Below are 22,566 nucleotides of genomic sequence, written 5' to 3'. Positions count from 1 at the left end.
AATCCCGTCATCCGCCAAGTCCTTTGACGATCTGCGACATGCCCATGTAGCGGGTGTAGATGGCGGCGAAGAAGCCAAGCACGAGGAACAGGACGATCGAAAGCGTGGCGCCCATCGGCCAGTTCAGCTCGCCCATGATGGTGTCGTAGATCAAATTGCCGAACAGCGCGTCGCGCCCCGAACCCAGAAGCTGCGGCGTCACATAGCTGCCGGCGGCCAGCACGAAGCAGAGCAGCAGGCCCGCCGCGAGGCCCGGCAGGGACAGCGGCAGCGTGACCTCGCGAAACGCCTGCGCGCTGGTGCAGCCCATGGAGCGCGCGGCCGAGATCAGCGTGCGGTCGATGCCCTCGAGGCTGACATAGACGTTGAGGATCATGTAGGGCAGCAGGAAGTGCAGGAGCCCCAGGATCACCGCGCCCTCATTGTAGAGCATCGGCAGCGGATCGCTGATGATCCCCATCCTCAGCAGCGCGACGTTGATGACCCCCTGTTCGCCCAGGATGTTGATCCAGGAGAAGGTGCGGATGGTGAAGGAGATCCAGAACGGCACGATGAGCAAAAGCAGGAGCAGCCATTTGTGCTTGAAGGTCGTGGCCCAGATGAAATAGGCCGGGAAATAGCCGAGCACGCCGCAGAGCAGCGCCGTCATCGCGCCGACACGCAGCGTCTTCAGGAGGAAGCCGTGATAGTAGCTGTCGGTGAGGAATTCGTGCCAGTTGGCGGTCGTCAGCGCGCTCGTTTCCACACCGGCGGTGACGAAGGTGAAAAAGGTGTAGGCACCCATCACGGCGATCGGCAGCACCAGGAAGAAGATCAGCAGCAAGAGCACCGGCGCGACCAGCATCCAGGCCAGCCGCGGATCATACAATGTCCATCGTCGTTTCATGACCACCCGGTGCGCTTTCTTTGAAGCGCGTGTTTTGTTCCCGGTACCAAGATTGGGTGATTAAAGGCCCGATGTCTACAGTCGGCGATTGAGCCAGTGGATATCGCCACGCCGCCGGCCGCGATGGACGCCGAAACTTGATGGGCGGACGGCACGGCAACAGGGGGCCATGGCCGTTCGACCTGGTTGATTTTCCCGACGGCAATCGCCTTCCATGCCGGCAGCCCTGCCGTTCGCATGGGTGCCTCGTACCCGGTTTCTGCTGCCACGCCCAGCAGCCTCTTCCCGGGTCGTCGATCTCATCTCCGACATCCGATGGCCACTCCTGGGGATCGCGGGGCTTGACGCCTGTGCCAAACAATACGCATCGGTGATAACAGCTCCAGCACGGGCGAGGGGACGGTTCCGGACACAAATGGCAAGGCGATTTGCGTTTCTGTTGGTTCGCGACTTCACGCTGTCGCCGCTGTCGCTGTTCATCGACACGCTGCGGCTGGCGGGCGACGAGGGCGACCGCAGCCGCAGGATCGAATTCGACTGGGAGATCGTCGGCGAACGCGGCCTGCCGATCCGGGCGAGTTGCGGCGTCGAATTGCTGCCGACCAAGGGGATCGGCAATCCGGAGGATTTCGACAATGTCGTCGTGGTCGGCGGCCTGCTCGACACCAACCGCAGCCTCAGCTCGGATAAGGAAACGTTCCTGCTGCGCGCCGCCGAGAAGGGGGTGCCATTGACGGCGCTCTGCACGGGAAGCTTCGTGCTGGCGCGCTACGGCCTGCTTGATGGCTACGCCGCGGCCGTCAGTTGGTTCCACATCAAGGACTTTCGCAGCCAATTCCCTGATGTAAACGCCCATGCCGACAGTCTGTTTTCCGTCGACCGTGGGCGTTCGACATGCGCCGGCGGCACGGGCGCCGCCGACCTCGCCGGCCATTTCGTGTCCCAGTTCATCGGCCAGAAGGCGGCGGAGAAGGCCGCCAAGATCCTGGTGCTCGACCGGATCAGGAGCAGCCGGGACGTGCAGCCCGTCGGCGACCTGTTTCCGGAGGCGTCAAGCCGCGCGGTGAAGCGCGCTCTTCTCTTGATGGAGAGCAACCTCCAGGAGACGCTCTCGGTGACCGAGATCGCGAGCCGCCTGAACTGCTCGCGGCGCCAGCTCGAGCGGCTTTTCGGGACCGAGCTCGGTATCGGTCCGATGGCGGCCTACCTGGCGCTCAGGGTGCATCATGCCAAGTCACTGCTCGAAGGCAGCGACCTGCAGATCGGCGACATCGCCTATCGCTGCGGCTTCACCAATGCCGGCCATTTCAGCCGGGTGTTCCGCCAGCAGACCGGCATCACGCCGACCCATCTCAGGCACCCCAACCGGATGCCCGCCACAGCCGCGGGGCAATGAGGCTCGCCGCGAAGCGGCGCTGACACTTTGTTTGGCGCAATTCCGGACGGAAAACCGTTCACACTTTTCCTGGAATTGCTCAGCCCTTCGAGATGCCGCGCGCGATCAGCCTTGCGAGCCGCTCCGAGAACGCCCTGGCGTCGGCCGGCTTGTCGCCGTCGAGCACGCGCGCCTCGTCGTAGAGAAGATGGGCGGCATCGTCCTTGAAGGCCTGCTCGTCCTCGCCCAGGCCGGCGAGCGCCAGCACGCGCTCGTGCCTCGGGTTGATTTCGAGGATGGGCTTGGCCGCCTTGTCGAGGCGGCCGGCGGCGTTCATCAGCCGCTCGAACTGACGGTCGGGACCGTGTTCGGGGGCGACAAGGCAGACCGCGCTTTCGGTCAGGCGATCCGATGCCTTCACGTCCGAGACGGCATCGCCAAGGGCGGACTTGACGAAAGCCAGGAAGCCATCGACCTCCGGCGTCGCTGCTGTCTCCGGCTTCTTGGCGTCGTCGAGCAGCGGGATGTCGGACAGCTCGGCCACGCCCTGTGTGACCGATTTGAACGGCTTGCCGTCGAATTCGGGCGCCATCGTCACCCAGAAACTGTCGACCGGGTCGGTGAGCAACAGTACCTCGATGCCGCGCGCCTTGAACCCTTCGAGCTGCGGCGAGGCTTCGAGCCGGGCGCGGTCGTCGCCGGCCATGAAGAAGATCGCCTTCTGGCCTTCCTTCATCGCGGCGACATAGTCGGCAAGGCCGCGCCAGCCTTCGCCAGAGGCGGTCGAGCGGAAGCGGGCTAGCTTCAGCAACTGCTCGCGCCGCTCATAGTCCTCGTAGAGCCCTTCCTTGAGGACGACGCCGAAATTGTCCCAGATTTTCGCATAGGCGTCGGCCTCGTTCTCGGCCAGCTTGGCGAGGTCGCCGAGCACGCGATTGGCCAGGCCCTTGCGGATGGAGGCCAGCAGCGGGCTTTCCTGGATCATCTCGCGCGAGACGTTGAGCGCCAGGTCGGCGGAATCGACCAGCCCGCGCACGAAGCGCAGGTAGCGCGGCAGAAGGTCGGCATCGTCGGTGATGAAGACGCGGCGCACATAAAGCTTCATGCGGCCCTTGCGGTCCTGGTCGAACAGATCGAACGGACGTGATCCCGGCACGAAGGCGAGCACTGAATATTCCTGCCGGCCCTCGGCGCGGAAATGGATGGTGGCTGCCGGCTCGTCATACTGGCCGGCGACGCCGCGGTAGAAGTCCGTATATTCCTCGGACTTGATCTCGCTCTTCGGCCTGACCCAGAGTGCCGTGCCGTCGGCGATGTCGCGCGCCTCGGCGCCGGGCTTTTCGATAAGCGTGATGGGCACCGGCACATGGCCCGACTGCGACTTGGCCAGTTGCTCGAGCCGGTAGGATCCGGTGTAGGAGACGGCATCGTCCATGAGATGCAGCACGACGCGGGTGCCGCGCTTCGGCGCGGCTTCGAGCGGGGCGGGCGCGATCTCGTAGGACCCCTTGCCGTCGGACGACCAGCGCCAGGCTTCCTCGCTTCCCGCCAGGCGGCTGATGACATCGACCCGGTCGGCCACCATGAAGGCGGAGTAGAAGCCGACACCGAACTGGCCGATGAGCTGGGTGTCCTCGGTGCCGGAGCCGACGCGCTCGATGAAGGCGCGGGTGCCCGAGCGGGCGATCGTGCCCAGCGCCTCGGCCATGTCTTCGCGGCTCATGCCGATGCCGTTGTCCTCGACCGTGATCTGCTTGTTGTCCGCGTCAGCCGAGATCGAGATGCGCGGCTTGGGATCGTCGGCCAGAAGTTCCGGGCGGCTGACGGCCTCGAAGCGCAGCTTTTCGCAGGCGTCGGCGGCGTTGGAAATCAGCTCGCGCAGGAAGACATCCTTATCGGAATAGACCGAGTGCACCATCATGTGCAGCAGCCGCGAAACATCCGCCTCGAACGCCCTGGTTTCAGTCGCTTTCGTATCCGTCGTCATTCCAATTTTCCCACGCTGTTCATCCGCCCGCCGCGCCGGGGCGCGTGCAGGACTTCCTTTCAACCATTTTTTGCGTTGCTGGCAACTCGGCAGGTGCCAGCGCGACGACAATATTGTGATGGGATGCGAGGGTGACAAGGGGGGCGGGCGCCGGCGGCAACGCTGCCAATCTCCGCCACGAGGGGGGAGATCGTTAGCGTCGGCGTCGCGCCTACTTCCCCGCCATGTGATCCGCCAGAGTCTGCGCCTGTGCCAGCAGCGCCGGGAAGGCCGCATCCGCAGGCAGGTTCTTGCCCATGCAGGCGCGGAAGTCGTTGTCGCCTTTGGTCCAGGCGGCGTTGGCGGCATCGGATGTGTTCTCGTCGCTGTCGTCGGTGGCCTGCTTGGCCAGTTTCTGGGCGGCGGCGTCGGCGGCGGTCCAGACGGCGTCGCAGGCCGCGATCTTCGGGACCGGCGGCGTCGCGGGGGCTTCGGCGATCAGGACGCTGTTGCCCTTGACGACCGTGACGATGACCTCCTGGTCGTAGTTCGGCCCGATATCCTGTGCCCAGCCGCCGAGCCGCGCGATCGCCATGTCGGCGCCATCAGGTGTCTTCAGCGCGAAGTCGAGGGTGCCGGTGAAGGCGGCGTCGCTGCCGATGGCCTGGGTGTAGAAGGCGTCGAGCTTCAGTGCGGCGTCGAAGCTGGTGGGCAGTTTGAGATCGGCGTCCGTCTCGGCGGCACGCGACTTGAGCCAGCGCTCCACCAGCCCGCGTGTCGATGCCACGATGCTGGGGCCGTCCTCGGTGCCGTGGCGCAGCCCGTCGAGCATGCCGAAGCCGACATCGGAGGAGCTGAGGCTTTCGATATTGATCGTGCCGGCAGCCGGGAAATCCTTGACCGTGAAGGGGCCAAGGAGGGCGGTGAGACGCGTTTCGAGATCGGCGCGGGCCTTTTCATTGGCGGCGTCGAGGGTTTCCACGGCTGTGTTCGTGCTCTCCATCGCCGCGATCTCGGCAATCGCCTTGTCGCGCGCGGCGATATAATCGTCCTCGGGCGAGGCGGCGAAGGCAGCACTGCTCGCCAGTGCGAACATGACCGTCCAGACCAACCGCATGACAGAACCTTTCTTCGTGGCGATCAACAGGCCAGGCAGCCATCGGGCAGCTTTGCGGCTATTGCGCGGCAGGAAACGCCGAGGCGAAACATCCTGATCGGGGTGGGATGGCAAGTGCGGTCATTAACCATCGATTAACTATCCGGTCGCCTTTGAATCAAATCTGACGGATACTGTTTCCGGGCCAGACGAGGCTGCTCGAGGGACCTGGAGAAGACAGCAATTGTGAGCCTGGCGCGGGGCCTCGGTCGCGCGGCAGGCTGAAATCAAGCGGCAGGCTGAAATCAAAGAAGGAGCGACGGACCACCGTCGCCTTGCGGGGAGGCGTCAGCATCATCTTGATGAGGATCGCCAGAATGAAGATCGAAGACGCGGTGACCGCTGTAACAGCCGAGGCCAGCGCGCTGCTGTCCTGCCTCGGCCAGCCCGTCATTGCCTACCACGTCACGGCTATCATGCGGGAGGCCGACCTCGATCACGCCAGGCGGATGCAGCTTGCCCTGATGCGGCGGAGCATCGAGGCGCTCGTCGATGACGGCCTGGAGGATGTCGCCGCGAAGCATTTCGCCTCGCAGTTCGATGGGCGCGTTGGCTCGGCGTGGCGGCTGCTGCACGCTTCGGATGGTGTGGCGCACTGACCCGATCGAGCTTTGATTGGCTGCGCTTCGAATGGCGGTAATGCGCCTCATGTCGGTTATTCCGACCGACTTGACGCCTACCAAGAGCGGACATTTCTGGCGCCGACGCTGAGGTCGCGGCTGCGCCACGACGGCCATTCCGCTCTGCGCCAGTGAAGGCACAAGCCTAGGCAGGAATCCATTCATTTGAGTGCTCCGCAGGCGGTCGCCGGCGACGAGAGGGCGTGGGCGCGAGGTGCAATTCCGGTTCAGTTCCGACGTGCAAGTGGCCTTTGTGCTGCGTCGTCCTGGGCCCGCAAGCTCTGAGTTTGTCCATGGAAATCGGCTGGACAGCCAGCGGCTCCAGATTTCCGCATGCGGCGAGGTCATCCACGTTATTATTGAGTCTTTTCTTTAGTAAGGGGGAGCTAATTAAATAGGTTTCCTGTCGCACAGACGTCACGGACTTCATTTTACTGATCAACGTTAGCTTTTTGGTAGTCCTCAAGACTATAAGTGCCTTGCGGGCCAATAATTTTCGTGCTGCCTTCGGCGCACTTGGGAATCAAGGGGATCAGGGGCATGGCGGGGCAAATTCTGGGGGGCGACAGGCTTCTGGACGGAGGCCGCAGGCGCCTTCTGGCGGGCGCTTCCTGCGCCGTGCTCATGCTGGCCTGCGGGCTTCCGGGCGCGGCTTTGGCCGCGACCTACTATGTGAGCACCGAGGGACAGCTGCGTACCGCTGTAACAGCGGCGAACGCTGATGGCGATGCGAGCGCAACGATCATCCTGACCACCAATATTACGATGGTCAATTCGGGCAGTCCGGATACGGCCGCCAAGCCGATTACGATTGACACCCAGGGGTTTACGCTCTCCGGCTCGGGCATACAGGCCCTTACCCTCCCAACAACCGGCAGCATGTATACACTGGTCGGCAACTTCAAGGGCAGCGATGGGGCCGCGTCGAGCAGCGCGGGTGTTCAAGCCTCGTTTGGCTCATCGATGACCAATAACGGCACCATCCAGGGAGGAAACAGCCAAACAGGAGGCGGTGGCCCCGGCGTGCTGGTGGGAACCTCTGGCGGGGCGAAGACATTCGTCAACAATGGGACTATCCGTGGCGGAACCGGACCAGCCAACGGCGTCGGCTCCAGCGGCGCGGGAATCTTTGTTCGAAATGCAACCACGAACCCGATCGTCAATACCGGCACCGGCACGATCGAGGGCGGCGCCGGAGCGGCGGCAATCGTCCTGAATCAAGCCACCTCGGCTTACAGCTTCGTCAACAGCGGCACGATCAAGGCCGGCGCCGGCGCCAATGCGATCCAGTGGTCCAGTTCCGTTACCCCGACGACGGGCTCACTCACCCTGGAGCTGCAGGCCGGCTCGGTGATTGAAGGTAATGTCGTCGCCAACGCCAACGCGCTCACCGATACGTTGCGCCTCGGCGGCACGACCAACGCCGCATTCGACGTCTCGGCCATCGGCGCCACGGCGCAGTACCGGAACTTTGACACATTCCAGAAAACCGGCACCAGCACTTGGACGCTGACCGGCACGGGCACCGCCACCACCAACTGGGACATCCAGCAAGGCACGCTGCAGCTTGGCAATGGCGGCACCAGCGGCTCTATCATCGGCGACGTGAACAACAATGGCACGTTCGCCTTCAACCGCAGCAATGAGCTGACCTATGGCGGCATCATCAGCGGCAGCGGAATGGTGCGCCAGATCGGCGGCGGAACGACGATCCTTACCGGCGCCAACACCTATAGCGGCGGCACCGCCATAGACGGCGGCACGCTTCAGGTCTCCGAGGACGGCAATCTTGGCGCGGCCTCGGGCAGTCTGACCTTCGACGGTGGCACACTGCGGACGACAGCGAGCTTTGCCACTAACCGCGATGTGCTGATCAGTTCGACGGGCGGGTTCGACACGGCGGCGGGCACGCAGCTGGACCTTTCCGGCCAGGTGACCGGCTCAGGCATGCTGGTCAAGAACGGCGCCGGCACGCTGAATGTCACCAGCTATTCCAACAACTACACCGGCGGCACCGTCGTCAATGCGGGTACGCTCGCCGGCAATACGGTGGCGATCCGCGGCGACATTCTGAACAATGGCGCCGTCTCGTTCCTCGACCTCGGCCCCAACACCTTCAGCGGAAACATCTCCGGAACGGGCAGCCTCGACGTCGAAGGTATCGGCACGCTGACCCTGACTGGCACCAACACCCACAGTGGCGGCACCACGGTCGGGGTGGGCAAGAGCATCTCCGTGGCGTCGGACCAGAATCTGGGCGCGGCGACAGGTCTGCTGACGCTCGACGGCGGCGAACTTGGCACCACGGCGAGCTTCGCCATGAGCCGCGACATCAGCCTCACTGCCGCCTATGGCTATTTCCGCACGGCGACGGGCACGACGCTGACCGTTAACGGCGAGTTGAGCGGAGCAGGCGGCCTCTACAAAGAAGGCGCCGGCACCATGGTTCTGAACGGCGACAGCATTTATACCGGCCGCACCACGGTCGATAGCGGCAAGCTTGTCGTCGAGGGATCGCTCGGCAACACCGAGACGACGGTCAACAGCGGCGGCACGCTCGGCGGCTCCGGCTCGATCGGCGGCGCGGTGATCGTCGCCGACGGCGGCACGCTGGCGCCGGGCTCCAGCCCCGGTACACTGACGATCGGATCGCTTAGCCTGAGTTCCGGCTCGACCCTCGACTACGAGCTTGGCCAGGCCGGCGTGGTCGGTGGCGGCGTCAACGATCTGATCGTGGTGACCGGCGCCCTGACGCTGGACGGCAGCCTCGACATTACCGATGTCGGCGGCTTCGGCCCCGGCGTCTACCGGCTGATCAACTATGGCGGCGCGCTTACCGACAATGGTCTCGAACTCGGCGATTTGCCGGTCGGCGTCACGGCTGCCGACCTGACGGTGCAGACCTCCGTCGCCAACCAGGTCAATCTGATCAGCAGCGTCGGCAACGACCTCTTGTTCTGGGACGGCGACGCGGCCGGCAATGCCAACAATGATCTGGTCGACGGTGGCAACGGCACCTGGACGGCGACAAGCCTGAACTGGACGACGAGCACCGGCCTGGTCGACGCAGCGATGAAGCCGCAGCCCGGCTTCGCCATCTTCCAGACGCTCGGCGGCATCGTCACCGCCGACGACGGCGCTGGCGCGCTGGAGGTTACCGGCATGCAGTTCGCCGCCGATGGCTACCGCATCGAAGGCGACGCCATCACGCTTGCCGGCGCTGGCGGCGAGAGCATCATCCGGGTCGGTGACGGCACGGTCGCCGGAGCAGGCTATACCGCCACCATCGCCTCCGTGCTGACCGGGGCGAGCAGCCTCACCAAGACCGATGCGGGCACGCTGGTGCTTTCGGGCGCCAACACCTACACCGGCGGTACCAACGTCTCCGGCGGCGTGCTTTCGGTTGCGGCCGATAACAATCTCGGCGACGCCGCTGGCGGCCTGACGCTTTCCAGCGGCACGCTGCGCAACACCGCCGCCTTCTCCTCGGCGCGCGGTGTCACGCTTTCGGCGGCCGGCGGCACCTTCGACACCGTGGCCGACCTCACCCTTTCCGGCGCGATCTCGGGTGCCGGCAGCCTCGCCAAGACAGGCTCCGGCACGCTGACCCTCACGGGAGCGAACAGCTATGGCGGCAACACGCTGGTGGACGCCGGCACGCTGATCGGCAATGCGGCTTCGATCCGTGGCGACATCGGCAATGCCGGTACGGTCGTGCTCGACCAGGCGGCGGATGCCAGCTTTGCCGGCGATATCTCCGGCACCGGCACGATGGTGAAGGACGGCGCCGGCGCGCTGACGCTGACCGGTACCTCGCTGCTCGACTGGACCATCGATCAGGGTGGCCTCGTCTCGGCGGCCGAGCGCTTCGGCGGCGATGTCGCGATCGGCGCGGGGGCCTCCTTCACCTTCGATGGGGAGGCCAATGCGAGCTATGCCGGGGTGCTCTCGGGCGCCGGCACTTTCGTCAAGGACGGGCTGGGCACGGTGGTGCTCGCCTCGGACAACTCAGGCTTCACGGGGGCCACGTCGGTCGTTGGCGGCACGCTTGCCGCGGGCGCGGCCAACGCATTCAGTTCCTCCTCGCAGTTCTCGGTCGCCTCGGGCGCCACGCTCGATCTTGCCGGCACCTCCCAGACGCTTGCCGGGCTGACCAATGCCGGAACGGTGCGCATCGCCGGCGGCGCTCTCGGCAACACGCTGACCATCAGCGGCGATTATGTCGGCAATGGCGGCACCGTCGTCCTCAACACCGCGCTCGGCGGCGACGGCTCGGCGACCGACATGCTGGTGATCGCCGGCGGCACGTCGGGGACGGGCACGCTCGAGGTCGCCAATTTCGGCGGCGCGGGAGATCAAACGGCCGAAGGCATCAAGATCGTCGACATCGGCGGCGTCTCGAACGGCACCTTCTCGCTCAAGGGCGATTATACCTTCGAAGGCGATGCGGCGGTCGTCGCGGGCGCCTATGCCTACAGGCTCTATCAGGGCGGCGTGAGCACGCCCACCGACGGCGATTGGTATCTGCGCTCCGAGCTCGACAACAGCCTGCTTTTCCAGGCCGGCGCACCTGTGTACGAGGCCTATGCGGGCGTATTGCAGAGCTTCAACCAGCTGGGCACGCTGCAGCAGCGGCTCGGCAACCGGTCCTGGACCGTAGAGGCACAAGGCGCCGACGGGATCTCCGATGACGTAAAGGCCGAGGCCGGGATCGGGCTGTGGGGCAGGATCGAAGGCGCCAGCGGCTCCTACGATCCGGCAAGCTCCACCACCGCAACGACATACGACACATCGACCTGGAGGCTGCAGACCGGCGCCGACATGCTTTTGTCCGACAGCGCGGCCGGCCAGCTCATCGGCGGCATCGCCTTCCAGTATGGCACCGTGTCCGCCGACGTCTCGTCGGTGTTCGGCAGCGGGTCGATCGACAGCACCGGCACCGGCGTTTCCGGTTCGCTGACCTGGTACGGCGCGGAAGGCTTCTACCTCGACGGCCAGGCGCAGGTGATCTGGTACGACAGCAATCTCGACTCGGCGACCGCCGGACAGCGGCTCGTCGACGGCAACAACGGCGTCGGCTACGCGCTCGGCGTCGAAGCGGGCAAGCGCATCATGCTCGATCCGAGCTGGTCGCTGACGCCGCAAGCGCAGCTTGCCTGGTCATCCGTCGATTTCGACGCCTTTACCGATACCTTCGGCGCAAGGGTTAGCCTGGATAGCAGCGACAGCCTGCTTGGCCGCCTCGGCCTGTCGCTCGACCACCAGTCGCAATGGCAAGACCACACGGGCCGCGCCGGCCACACGAACCTCTATGGCATCGCCAACCTTTATTATGATTTCGAGGATGGCTCGTCGGTCGACCTGGCCGGCAGCAGCCTCTTCGAGCAGGAACGAGCAGCTCTGGGGCGGTCTCGGCATCGGCGGCACCGTCAATTGGGCCGACGACAAGTTCTCGGTCTTTGGCGAAGCCATCGCCCGGACAGGCCTGGAAGACTTCGGTGACAGTCATGTACTGACCGGCTCGCTCGGCCTCCGGGTCAAGTGGTGAAACAAGTTGGGCATCCAATACCGAAAGTCGGCTTCGGGTCAGTCAGGGACTTCAATCCTGCCTGGTTGAATGTCTGCCGCGCTTTCTAGATGCCAGAATCTGCCATTCCGCTTTCGTGAAGAGTTTCGGGCGCCGGCGGGCGTATGAAAGTCCCCGAGGAAGGAACCCGTGCTACAGGCGAAGGCTATGGAGATTTCGATCTGCTGCTGATGCCGGCGATGGCTGGGGCGTCGCCCGGAGGCACCGAGTTGGATGCGGGCAGGCCGCTTCGTGGCGCCTCCACGCGATGTTGCCAGGACAGTGGGCGGCTGGGCGCGGTCCTGTCGGCGTCAGCAATTATCATGGATACGCGCGGACCCGTTGCCGAAGGCTGGGCGCCTGCGGCTGAACGCCTGCGGCTGAACGCTGGTTTATGGTCGCTCGAACAAAGATTTCACTTTCCGCGGAACGGAGGTTCCAATCTCATGTGAGCTGCTTCAAGCTCGGTCCTGGATCGCGGCAGGGGGCGTGACATGGCGGATCATGATCGGATCGACGGACTGATCGCGGCGGTGCCCGCCGCCCTGGCGCTTCGCGCCGGGCTGGACCTTGGCATCTTCACCCGGCTCGGTGGCGATGTGGCGACTGCCGACAGCCTTGGGGCCGCGCTCAAAGTCGAGCCCGATCGTCTGTCGCGGCTCCTCTATGCGCTCGCCAGCATCGGTCTCCTCGAGGTCGAGGATGGTCGCTTTCGCAACGGAGCCGAAGCGTCGGCCTTCCTCGACGCGTCCAAGCCGACCTATCGCGGCGGCGATCATGCGCTGCTGCGCGAGCTCTGGGGAGCGGACCTTTTGACAGCGGAGTCGCTGCGGCGGAACCGGCCGGCCGCGCTGCACGATTTTTCCGAGGCCGGACCCGAGGCCGCGGCCGCCTTCAGCCGCATGCTCGCACCGGGCGGGGTGATTTTCGGCAGAAACCTGGCCCGGGAGATGGACCTCTCCGCGATCCGTTCGGTGATCGATATCGGCGGTGGCGCCGGGACCATTCTGGTCGGACTTCGCGAGCGGTGGCCACGGATTACGGCGACGCTGATGGAACTCCCAACGGTCGCGGCGGTCGCGCCTTCCATCCTGGCCGAATACGGTGCCGACGACGTGACTGTCGAAGAGGGGGACATAACCGTCGCGCCATCGATCGGCCGGCACGATCTGGCGATCCTGAAGGCCGTCGTCCAGGTCCTTCCGCCGGACCGGGCGCGCAGTGCGATCCTGAACGCGGCGCGTTGCCTCACGCAAGGCGGCGAGATCGCAATCGCGGGGTGGGGCGTCGTCGATGACGACCGCCTCGGCCCGCCCGAGGGTGTCTTTCTCAATCTCACCTTCCTGAACCTCTATCGCCACGGCGAATCCTACACGGAAGGTCAGTATCGCGCCTGGATGACCGAGGCTGGATTGCGCGACATCTCCAGGTCGCGCCTGGCGGATGGCTCCGCCTTGTTTCGTGCGCGCCTCGGCTGAAGATCAGATTGGCCATGGAGTTCGTGGCCTGATTGCGGGTTCTCAGCCCTTCCGCTTCTCCACCTCCGCCTTCCTCAGCAGGAACCGCTGGATCTTGCCGCTTGGCGTCTTCGGCAGTTCGGCGACGAAATCGATCTCGCGCGGATAGGCGTGCGCCGAAAGCCGTTTGCGGACATGCTGGGCCAGCTCCTCGGCAAGCTCGGGGCTGCCCTGGTAGGCTGGCGCCAGGATGACGAAGGCCTTGACGATTTCGGTGCGCTGCGGATCGGGCACGCCGACCACGGCCGCCTCGTTGACCGCAGCGTGTTCGATGAGCGCGCTTTCGACGTCGAAGGGGCCGATGCGGTAGCCCGACGAGGTGATGACATCGTCGGCGCGGCCGATGAAGGAGACCGAGCCGTCCGGTTCGTATTCCACCGTGTCGCCGGTGCGGTAATAGCCGCCCGCGACCGCCGGCGTCTCGGCCTGGTGATAGCCGCCGAACCAGCGCAGCGGCGAGTTGGCGATATCGACGGCGAGGATGCCGGGCTGGTTGGGACCGAGTTCGTTGCCGGCCTCGTCGAGCACCACCATGCGGTAGCCCGGCATGGCGAAGCCGGCCGAGCCCGCGCGCACCGTATGCGCCAGGCCATGGTGGTTGTTGACCATCATGCCGTTCTCGGTCTGGCCGTAATGGTCGTGGATGGGGGCGGCGAGATGGGTGTCGAACCAGCGGATCACTTCCGGATTGAGCGGCTCGCCGGCGCTGCTCACGACACGCAGGCGGCCCTTTATGCTGGCGGCGGCCTCCGGCCCTTCGGCCAGCAGCAGGCGGAAGGCGGTGGGCGAGCCGGCGAGGCTGGTGACGCCGAGCCGCTCGATGATTTCGTAGGTACTCCTGGCCGTGAAGGCGCCCTCGTTGAAGGTCGTGGCGATGCCAAGCAGCAGCGGGCCCGTGATGGCGTAATAGAGGCCGTAGGCCCAGCCTGGGTCGGCGATGTTCCAGAAGACGTCGTCGGCGCGCAGCCCGATCGCGTCGCGCATATAGGCGCCGAAGGCGAGCAGGGCGCTGAGCGGCACCGGCACGCCCTTGGGCAGGCCCGTCGTGCCTGATGTCGACATCATCATGAACAGGTCGCCGCCCTTGCGCATGACGGGTTCGCAGTCCGGGGAGGCGGCGGCGAGGGCGGCGCGGAAATCGATGTCGCCTTGGGGCAAGGCATCACTGGGGCCAAGAATAGTGGCGATAGGCGGGCGGTTCTCGATCTCGTCGAGCTTGCCGCGATTGGCCGGGTTGGTCACCACCAGCCTGGCGCCGCTGTAGCCCAGGCGATGCTCGATCGCCTTCGGCCCGAAAGCGGTGAACAACGGCTGGTAGACGGCGCCGATGCGCCAGGTGCCGAGGATGAGCGCCACCAGTTCGGGAATGCGCGGCAGCATGCCGGCGACGACATCGCCGGGGCCGACGCCCAGCCCCTTGAGCATATTGCCGACGCGGCCCGACATATCGGCGAGGTCATCGAAGCTGAACAGCCGGAGTTCGCCGGCGGCGGAGATCGCGCGCAGCGCCAGCCGGTTCTGCCCGGTATGGCGGCCGCAGCATTCGACATACGCATTGATGCCGGTCGCCGGGTCACCGTCGAGCCGGGCGATCTCATCCTCGATGCGAAAGCGCGAAACGGCATCCCCGTAGCGCGGCAGGCCGGCTTGTGTGCTGGTCATGTCAGTCCTCCCTGGCGGCGCCCCATCTCCCCATGGCGCGCTGTCGCGACAACAATGCCATCAGATGGCGCCGATGGGCAACGACGGAAGCCTATCTCTTTGTTTTGACGCAATTCCCAAGGGAAAACGTCAAGCGTTTTCCCGGGAAAAACGCCACACACATTCCTGGAATTGCCCTTACAAGTTCGCCTCGGCGAAGATGGGGGCCGCCCAGTCGAGGAAGACGCGCAGGCGCGGCGAGAGTTGCCGGTTTTGCGGGTAGAGCGCCGAGAGCGTCGTCGGCGATGGCGGGTAGTCGGCCAGCACCTCGATGAGCGTGCCGTCGGCAAGGTCCTTCTCGAAGCGATAGCGCGGCGCCTGGATGAGGCCGAGGCCAAGGCGCGCCAGGTCGGCGGCGGTGTCGGAATTGTTGGCGGCGACGCGGCCCGGCAATCGGACCTCGCGCGTCTTGCCGCCGACGGTGAACTCGAAGGGCAGCACCTCGCCGGTGCGCGACGAGACGAAGCCCACCGCCTGGTGGCCGTCGAGCGCATCGGGGGAGGCGGGTGTGCCGTGGCGTTCGAGATAGGCGGGACTGGCGCAGGTCATCTCGCGGATCATCCCCAGCCGGCGCATGATCATGCCGCTGTCGGGAGGCTCGCCGACGCGGATGACGCAATCGACGCCCTCGCGCACGAGATCGACCAGCCGGTCGCTCTGGCCGATCTGCAGGTCGATCCTGGCATAGCGGGCGAGGAATTCCGGCAGGCGCGGCAACAGGAAGGTGCGGGTGAGCAGCGTGCTGGCATCGATGCGCAGCAGGCCGAAGGGCTCGGCCTTGCGGAAGGCGGCCTCGGCATCCTCGATCTCGGCCAGGATCGACAGGCAACGTTGATAGTAGGCCTCGCCGTCCTGCGTGGCGTTCACCTGCCGTGTCGTCCGTTCCAGCAGGCGAGCGCCGAGATGTTCCTCGAGCCGCCGGATCGCTTCCGTCGCGGTTGAGCGCGGCAGGCCGAGATCGGCGGCGGCAGCGGTGAAGCTGCGCCGCTCCAGCACGCGAACGAAGAGCCGCATCGTGTCCAGCCGATCCATCGCCTTTGTTCGCAGTTCCCGAATAGTGATGTCAAGTGTGAGTTGATTATCCGGAAGTTGGCCTGGCTTATATCCGTGTCACCAACAAACGGAGAGACTTCCATGGAAACTGAGCAAAAAAGAACGGGCCAGCAAACCAGAACAGCGATCGTGACCGGCGCCTCCAAGGGCATCGGTGCGGCGATCGCGCGGCGGCTCGCCCGTGACGGCATCGCCGTCGTCGTCAACTACGCACGGGGCCGCGCCGAGGCCGAAGCGCTTGTCGGCGCGATCGAGGCCGATGGCGGCAAGGCGATCGCCGTGCAGGCCGACATCGCCGACCCGGCTGGCATCGCAACACTTTTCGACGCCGGCGAGAAAGCCTTCGGCGGCGTCGATATCCTCGTCAACAATGCCGGCATCATGAAGCTGTCGCCGATCGCCGCGACCGACGATGCGTCGTTCGACACGCAGGTCGCGATCAATCTCGGCGGTGTGTTCCGTGGCATGCGCGAGGGCGCGAAACGCCTTCGCGACGGCGGCCGCATCGTCAATTTCTCGAGCAGCGTCGTCGGCCTGTACCAGCCGGGCTACGGCGTCTACGCCGCCACCAAGGCAGCGGTCGAGGCGATGACGCATATCCTCGCCAAGGAGCTTGGCGCGCGCGGCGTCACAGTCAACGCCGTGGCGCCCGGACCGGTCGAGACGGCGCTGTTCACGGACGGCAAGAGCGCGGCGCAGATCGAGGCCATTGGCAAGATGATCCCGCTCGGCCGGCTCGGCCAGCCCGACGATATTGCCGGCGTGGTCTCGTTTCTGGCCGGGTCGGACAGTGGCTGGATCAACGGGCAAATCATCCGCGCCAATGGCGGCGTGATCTGAGGAGGCAATGATGCAAAAGACAATCCTGATCACCGGCGCCTCCAGCGGTTTCGGCGCGATGACGGCTCGGGCGCTCGCAAGGGCCGGCCACACGGTCTATGCCTCGATGCGCGACCCCTCGGCGCGTGTAGCTGCGGTCGCCGAGATGGAAAAATTCGCTCGTGACGAGGGTGTGACGCTGAAGACCGTCGCGCTCGACGTCACCTCGGATGCCTCGGCGCAAGCGGCGATCCGGCAGATCCTGGGCGAGGCCGGCCGGCTCGACGTGCTGATCCACAATGCGGGGCATATGGGGTTCGGACCGGCCGAGGCGTTCTCGCCCGAACAGCTGGCGCAGCTCCATGACGTCAATGTCGTCGGCACGCAGCGCGTCAATCGCGCGGCCCTGCCGCATATGCGCTCTCTCGGCCGGGGCCAGATGATCTGGGTCGGCTCGAGCAGCACGCGCGGTGGCACGCCGCCGTTCCTGGCGCCCTATTTCGCGGCCAAGGCGGGCATGGATGCGATGGCGCAGAGCTATGCGCTGGAACTCGCCCGCTTCGGCATCGAAACGACGATCGTGGTGCCCGGCGCCTTCACCAAGGGCACGGAGCATTTCCACCATGCGGCGGCACCAGCCGACACCGAGCGCGCCGGCCTCTATTGGTCCGGTCCCTACGCCGATGTCGACCAAAAGGTGCTGAAGGGGTTGGCGGCCCTGGAGCCGATGGATGCCGACCCGGCCGAGGTCGCGACGGCAATCGTCGATCTCGTGGCGATGCCGCACGGCAGCCGACCGCTACGCGTGCATATCGACCCCTCCGATGATGGCGCCGCCATCGTCAACGGTGTTGCCGACCGCGTGCGGGCGCAACTCATGGAACGGATCGGCCTTGCCGACCTGCTCCATCCCAAAGCCTGAAATCCAATCTCAAGAAGCAAGGAGACGATCATGCCATTCGCAAACATCAAGGTGCCGCAGGCCGCACTCTCCAGGGCGCAGAAGGAAGACCTCATCCACCGAACCACGGCCATGTTCGTCGATTTTTTCGGTGAAGTCGCCAGGCCCACCACGATGGTGCTGGTGGAAGAGGTCGCCGACGGCGGCTATGGCCGGGCCGACGAAGTGTTCGTCGTGCCGGAGGCCTATCGCGCCAAGGAATAGGCGGGAGCGGCCCATGCAGTGCTCGACAGTCGTCATATGACGACTGGTCGCCGCGGACGCTAACGTCCACTCTGTCCGCGGGGCTGCATGTCGGTTCCCTGAAAACCGATGCCCCCTTTGGGGCGACATGCGCCAGGCGGGGGCCAGGTGGACAGCCCCGAGCTGTCCACCTGTCTCGGGCCTCCGCCTCTCCTGACTTTTCAAGACACCAGGCTCAGCGGCCGTGCTTCGGCGTCGTCGAGCCGTTCGGTTTTCCCCGCGGTCCGATAGCGCTTGGGCGCGGTGCCGGTGGCGCGCTTGAAGGCGTTGCTGAAGGCGCTTTCCGAGGTGTAGCCGAGCGAGCGGGCCAGTACCGCCACGGGCGTGTCTTCCTCGCGCAAGGCGCGCTCGGCCAGATGCATGCGCCATTGCGTCAGGTAGGCCAGCGGCGCGACGCCGGCGGTCCGCCTGAAATGGAAGGCAAAACTGGTGCGCGACATGGCGGCGGCCTTGGCGAGGTCCTCCAGATGCCAGTCGCGGCCGGGATCGCCATGCATCAGCCGCAGCGCCGGTGCCAGGCGCGGATCGGCGAGCGCGCGCAGCCAGCCGGCGGGCATCAGGCTCGACGTCTGCAGATGCGCCCGCAACACCTGGATGAACAGCAATTGCGCCAGCTGCGCCGAGGCAAGGCTGGCGCCGGGCTGGCCATCCGCTTGCTCGCGCACCAGCTGGTCGAGGATCCAGCGCAGGATCGTGGCTTGCGGCGACGAGGCCTGGATGTGGATCCAGGGCGGCAAGACATCGGCCAGCAGCCGCCCGCTCGCCTGGTCGAGCAGGACATGGCCGCCAATATGCGCGAAATCCTCGCCGTCGCCGAGCTGTGCGATCTTGCGGCCTGAGAACACCGCCATGGCGTCGAGCGGCGGCACCGACAGGTCGCTGGCAAGGATGAAGGAGCGCCGCGAGGCGAGCAGCAGCACGTCGCCTGTTTGCGCATGCACCGGCTCGTCCTCGCCCTCGAGGCGGATCCAGCAACTGCCCTTCACCACGGCGAAGAACTTGATTTTTTCGGGTGCCGGAAAGCGCAGCGCCCATGGCCCGCCGGCGGTGAAGCCGCCCGTCACCATGGTTTGCGCGCTGGTGAATTTGAGGATGTCGGAGAAGGGATCACCGGTCATTCCGTACTCTCACGCAATTTATGCGGATTTTCAAGCATTCACAATCCGGGCGCGGGCGCATAGCTGAGGTCGATCAATTGTAGGAGGTCGACATGAAAGATGAACTGGTGCTGGTGACCGGCGGCTCAGGCTTCATTGCATCGCATTGCATGCTGAAGCTGCTCGACGCCGGCTATCGCGTGCGCACGACGGTGCGTTCGCTCAAGCGCGAAGCGGAGGTGCGCGCGATGCTGAGGGAAGGCGGCGCCGAACCCGGCGACCGTCTGTCCTTCGTCGCCGCCGACCTGACCGCGGACGCCGGCTGGGCGGAGGCTGTCGCCGGCTGCGCCTATGTCATGCACGGTGCTTCACCAACACCCTCCGGCAGCCAGACGCGCGAGGAGGAATGGGTGCGGCCAGCCGTCGACGGCGTGCTGCGGGTGCTCAAGGCCGCGCGCGACGCCGGCGTGAAGCGTGTCGTGCTGACCTCGGCCATCGGCGCGGTCGCCATGGGCCACAAGCCGCAGACGCGGCCCTTCAACGAGACGGACTGGTCCGACCTCAGCGGCGCCATCGCGCCGTATCAGAAATCGAAGACGCTGTCGGAACGCGCCGCGTGGGACTTCATTGCTCGCGAGGGCGGTGGCCTCGAATTATCCGTCGTCAATCCGGTCGCGGTGCTCGGCCCTGTGCTCGCCGCCGATTACTCGCATTCGATCGGGCTGATCAAGCGGCTGATGGACGGCATGCCCGGCTGTCCCCGGGTTAATTCCGGCTATGTCGACGTGCGCGACCTGGCCGATCTGCACCTGCTGGCGATGACCAGTCCTGCGGCAAAGGGCGAGCGTTTCATCGGCATTTCGGGCCACAGCCTGTGGATGGCCGAAGTCGCGAAAGTGCTGCGCCGGCGCATGGGCGCGGCGGCCAGCAAGGTGCCGACCCGGGAGATTCCCAACTGGGTGATCCGCCTGCTGGCGATGCGCGGCGATCCGACGACGAAGATGCTGGCCAGGCATCTCGGCGTGATGATGGACGCCACCAGCGAAAAGGCGACGCGCCTGCTCGGCTGGACGCCACGCCCGGCCGAAGAGGCGATCGTCGCCACGGCCGAGAGCCTGGTGCGGCTGGGGTTGGTGGGGTCGAGAGCGGCATAGGCATAGGCCTCCCTCAACCGCCCTTGGGCATCCCAAGCCAGTCAGCCGCCACCTCAGCAAACAGCCAGTCGCGGAATGCCCTGGCCTTTTTCTGCCGCGGCGCGCCGTCGGGATGGACGAGGTAGTGGCTGGCCGCCGATTTCAGCGCGAGGTCGAAGGGCCGCACCAGCCGCCCTGCCGCGAGATCGGCCGAGACCAGCGCGCCGCGGCCGAGCAGCACGCCTTCGCCATGCACGGCGGCCTCGACGCGAAGGTGGCGGAATCGAAGCGCACGCCGCGTTTGGGGTCGATGCCGTCGACGCCGGCCTGTCGCAGCCATGTCGCCCAGTCGATGCGAAAAGCGTAAGCAATCGCTGCGGCATTTGAGCAACACGTCCGGGCAAATCCTGCGCGCCATGGCGCGGCAGGGGCAAGGTCGCGCCGTTGCCCAAAAAGCGCTATCACCGTGAAAAACATGATAAAAATATTCATCTATTTAGCCGCGGCCGTTCCCTGATTCGAAAAATCATTCTAACCTGTTGCCATTGCAGGATAATTTCAGAACCCGTAGGGATGGCGATCAACGGCTTGCCTGGTGACAGGATGCAAGCCAACTCACAGTTGTTGTATCCGTCCAATGGCTACTGATCGTCATTTCCAAAGCCGCTCGCGGCTCTCGTGCAGGCGCAAGCGATCATTGTCGACCGACGCGTTGGGGCCGCCCCGGTTCGCGGAGGCCGCGTGAGGTGGGATCCGCACGGCCTGTTCGTCAGGCATGCGCGCGAGATCGACCGGTTCCTGCGCCGTCGTGGCCATACGCCAGAGACCGCCGCCGACCTGACGCAGGACACGTTCGTGCGGGTGATGACGGCGATGCCGAACGGCGAGGGCGAAAACCCGCGCGCGTATCTGTGGCGCGTCGCCCGCAACCTTTCGACCGACCTCAAGCGGCGCGAACGCGTCGTCGAGCACGTGCATCTGGCCGATGACGACTTCCAGCGCATCGCCGACAGCGCGCCTTCGGCCGAGACTGTCGTCTATGACCGGCAGCGGCTGGCGATTGTCGAGAAGGCGCTGCTGGAACTGCCGCAGCGCACGCGCATGGCCTTCGAGATGCACCGGCTGGGCGAGAAGACGATGAGCGAAGTCGCCGTCGAGCTCGGGCTTTCGACGTCGCGGACCTGGACGCTGATCCGCCGCGCCTACCAGCACCTGCGCGCGCGCCTCAACGAGGATGTGCCGCGATGATTGCCGACGGCACCGCAAGTCGCGGCAGGAAATTGCCGCCGTTCATTCGTTTCAATTGCTGGAGGGTGGATTTGGCCTTCGGAAGCAGGGCGCTGGCGGGTTTGCAGTGGCATGATTGAGGACATCAGCGACGACGACAGGCTTTTCGAGGAGGCGGCCGACCTCGTCATCCGCCTGCAGAACGAGCCGGCCAATCCGGTCGCGCGCGAGCTGATCCAGAACTGGCGTGCCCGCGGCCCAGCGCATGAAGCGGCCTGGGCGGAGGTTGCTGAAATCCACGGCATGGCCGGCAAGGTGTTCGAGGTCCGCCGCAAGGCCGCGAGCAGCGTGGAAGGCGTGTCACGGCGCAAGGTCATACTGACGGGTCTTGCCGGGCTGGCCGCGCTCGGCAGCGGCGCGCTCTATGGGCCGGACCTGCTGATCCGCCTCAAGGCCGACCAGATCACGTCGACGGCGGAGCTGCGCCGCGTCACCCTGTCCGACGGCAGCGTCGTCACGCTCGGCCCCAACAGCGCCATGCGCAGCGCGCTCACGCCCGATCTGAGGCGGGTCGAGCTGCTGGCCGGCATGGCCTTCTTCGAGGTCGCGGCGGATGCCGCCAGACCCTTCCAAGTGCAGATGGAGACGCTGACGTCGACCGCGCTCGGCACCGCTTTCGATGTCAGCCGAGATGCCGGGCTGCTGACGGTGTCGGTGGCGCATGGGCTGGTCGAGGTGGCGATGCCCGCTTCGCCGCTGGCGCGGACGCAGAGGCTTTCCGGCGGCGAATGGCTGGCGCTCGACGACAGCACGCTCGCCGTCGAGCGTGGAACCCGTGACGCCGGGCAGATCGCGGCGTGGCGCGACGGGCTGATCGTCGCCGAGCGCGAGACGGTGGCTTCGGTCGTGGCCAGGATCGCGCGCTGGCAGGCCGGCCGCGTGGTGATCGCCGATTCCGGGCTTGGCGCAGGGCGCATCAGCGGCGTGTTCGACCTCGGCAATCCACTCGCCGCGCTGGAAGCGGTCGTGCAGCCGCACAACGGCAAGGTACGGCGGATATCGCCGTGGCTGACCGTTATTTCATCGATCTGAGAATTGGTCATCGACCTGAGAGATTGGTCATCGATCTGAAAAAATTCGGGCCGAGGGGAGAAAATCCGAACCCCCCGTTCGTTTGATCTCACAGGGGTTGCCGTCAGCCGCTGCCAACAGGTCTCCCTTCCACAAAATGAAAATGGAGCGGCTG

The 22,566-nt window shown here is 65.6% G+C and carries 17 protein-coding genes; 10 read left to right on the top strand and 7 right to left on the bottom strand.

The window, feature by feature from the left end:
- Window positions 1-7: 7 nt before the first annotated feature.
- On the bottom strand, window positions 8-886 hold the full coding sequence (locus tag AC1VON_RS27335; RefSeq protein ID WP_172372887.1) for an ABC transporter permease: 879 nt from the start codon (window positions 884-886) through the stop codon (window positions 8-10).
- Window positions 887-1,301: 415 nt separating this feature from the next.
- On the opposite strand from AC1VON_RS27335, the gene AC1VON_RS27330 reads away from it, so the two are divergent.
- Window positions 1,302-2,282: a GlxA family transcriptional regulator gene (locus tag AC1VON_RS27330; protein ID WP_483125507.1), complete on the top strand. Its 981-nt coding sequence runs from the start codon at window positions 1,302-1,304 to the stop codon at window positions 2,280-2,282.
- A gap of 79 nt (window positions 2,283-2,361) precedes the next feature.
- Here AC1VON_RS27330 and htpG read toward each other — a convergent pair whose 3' ends face one another.
- Together htpG and AC1VON_RS27320 are read right to left on the bottom strand one after the other, a co-directional pair.
- A complete protein-coding gene (gene htpG / locus AC1VON_RS27325; protein WP_483125506.1) occupies window positions 2,362-4,248 on the bottom strand; it encodes a molecular chaperone HtpG in 1,887 nt (628 codons plus the stop codon).
- Window positions 4,249-4,459: 211 nt separating this feature from the next.
- Window positions 4,460-5,344, bottom strand: coding sequence for a hypothetical protein (locus tag AC1VON_RS27320; RefSeq protein WP_483125505.1), 885 nt, complete (start codon window positions 5,342-5,344; stop codon window positions 4,460-4,462).
- A 356-nt stretch (window positions 5,345-5,700) separates the two neighbouring features.
- Between AC1VON_RS27320 and AC1VON_RS27315 the strand changes: the two genes are divergently transcribed.
- From AC1VON_RS27315 to AC1VON_RS27305, 3 genes are all read left to right on the top strand, one after another.
- Window positions 5,701-5,982, top strand: coding sequence for a hypothetical protein (locus AC1VON_RS27315; protein ID WP_246740962.1), 282 nt, complete (start codon window positions 5,701-5,703; stop codon window positions 5,980-5,982).
- Between the two features lie 561 nt (window positions 5,983-6,543).
- A complete protein-coding gene (locus AC1VON_RS27310; protein WP_483125504.1) occupies window positions 6,544-11,505 on the top strand; it encodes an autotransporter outer membrane beta-barrel domain-containing protein in 4,962 nt (1,653 codons plus the stop codon).
- 597 nt (window positions 11,506-12,102) lie between these two features.
- The gene (locus AC1VON_RS27305) at window positions 12,103-13,047 is read left to right on the top strand and encodes a methyltransferase (protein WP_483125503.1); all 945 of its coding nucleotides are present in this window, start codon (window positions 12,103-12,105) and stop codon (window positions 13,045-13,047) included.
- Window positions 13,048-13,089: 42 nt separating this feature from the next.
- Here AC1VON_RS27305 and AC1VON_RS27300 read toward each other — a convergent pair whose 3' ends face one another.
- Window positions 13,090-14,748, bottom strand: coding sequence for an acyl-CoA synthetase (locus AC1VON_RS27300; RefSeq protein ID WP_483125502.1), 1,659 nt, complete (start codon window positions 14,746-14,748; stop codon window positions 13,090-13,092).
- A gap of 177 nt (window positions 14,749-14,925) precedes the next feature.
- Window positions 14,926-15,819, bottom strand: coding sequence for a LysR family transcriptional regulator (locus AC1VON_RS27295; RefSeq protein WP_172349486.1), 894 nt, complete (start codon window positions 15,817-15,819; stop codon window positions 14,926-14,928).
- A gap of 102 nt (window positions 15,820-15,921) precedes the next feature.
- On the opposite strand from AC1VON_RS27295, the gene AC1VON_RS27290 reads away from it, so the two are divergent.
- The 3 genes from AC1VON_RS27290 to AC1VON_RS27280 are packed head-to-tail and all read left to right on the top strand — an operon-like array spanning window position 15,922 to window position 17,824.
- Window positions 15,922-16,680, top strand: coding sequence for an SDR family oxidoreductase (locus AC1VON_RS27290; RefSeq protein WP_483125501.1), 759 nt, complete (start codon window positions 15,922-15,924; stop codon window positions 16,678-16,680).
- Window positions 16,681-16,687: 7 nt separating this feature from the next.
- Window positions 16,688-17,581: an SDR family oxidoreductase gene (locus AC1VON_RS27285; RefSeq protein ID WP_483125500.1), complete on the top strand. Its 894-nt coding sequence runs from the start codon at window positions 16,688-16,690 to the stop codon at window positions 17,579-17,581.
- A gap of 30 nt (window positions 17,582-17,611) precedes the next feature.
- On the top strand, window positions 17,612-17,824 hold the full coding sequence (locus tag AC1VON_RS27280; protein ID WP_056571206.1) for a tautomerase family protein: 213 nt from the start codon (window positions 17,612-17,614) through the stop codon (window positions 17,822-17,824).
- Window positions 17,825-18,024: 200 nt separating this feature from the next.
- Here the strand turns inward: AC1VON_RS27280 and AC1VON_RS27275 are convergent, their stop codons facing one another.
- Window positions 18,025-18,981, bottom strand: a complete 957-nt coding sequence (locus AC1VON_RS27275; RefSeq protein WP_483125499.1) for an AraC family transcriptional regulator — start codon at window positions 18,979-18,981, stop codon at window positions 18,025-18,027.
- A gap of 92 nt (window positions 18,982-19,073) precedes the next feature.
- Between AC1VON_RS27275 and AC1VON_RS27270 the strand changes: the two genes are divergently transcribed.
- Entirely contained in the window at window positions 19,074-20,114 is a 1,041-nt protein-coding gene (locus tag AC1VON_RS27270; protein ID WP_483125498.1) for an SDR family oxidoreductase, read from the top strand.
- Window positions 20,115-20,127: 13 nt separating this feature from the next.
- Here AC1VON_RS27270 and AC1VON_RS27265 read toward each other — a convergent pair whose 3' ends face one another.
- The gene (locus AC1VON_RS27265; protein ID WP_483125497.1) at window positions 20,128-20,433 is read right to left on the bottom strand and encodes a LysR substrate-binding domain-containing protein; all 306 of its coding nucleotides are present in this window, start codon (window positions 20,431-20,433) and stop codon (window positions 20,128-20,130) included.
- Window positions 20,434-20,834: 401 nt separating this feature from the next.
- Between AC1VON_RS27265 and AC1VON_RS27260 the strand changes: the two genes are divergently transcribed.
- Together AC1VON_RS27260 and AC1VON_RS27255 are read left to right on the top strand one after the other, a co-directional pair.
- Entirely contained in the window at window positions 20,835-21,341 is a 507-nt protein-coding gene (locus AC1VON_RS27260; protein WP_172349493.1) for an RNA polymerase sigma factor, read from the top strand.
- A 111-nt stretch (window positions 21,342-21,452) separates the two neighbouring features.
- Window positions 21,453-22,412, top strand: coding sequence for a FecR family protein (locus AC1VON_RS27255; RefSeq protein WP_172349494.1), 960 nt, complete (start codon window positions 21,453-21,455; stop codon window positions 22,410-22,412).
- Window positions 22,413-22,566: the final 154 nt, after the last annotated feature.

It is taken from the genome of Mesorhizobium sp. HAY1-8B (assembly GCF_056868045.1).
This window is presented reverse-complemented; position numbering and strand designations above follow the sequence as displayed.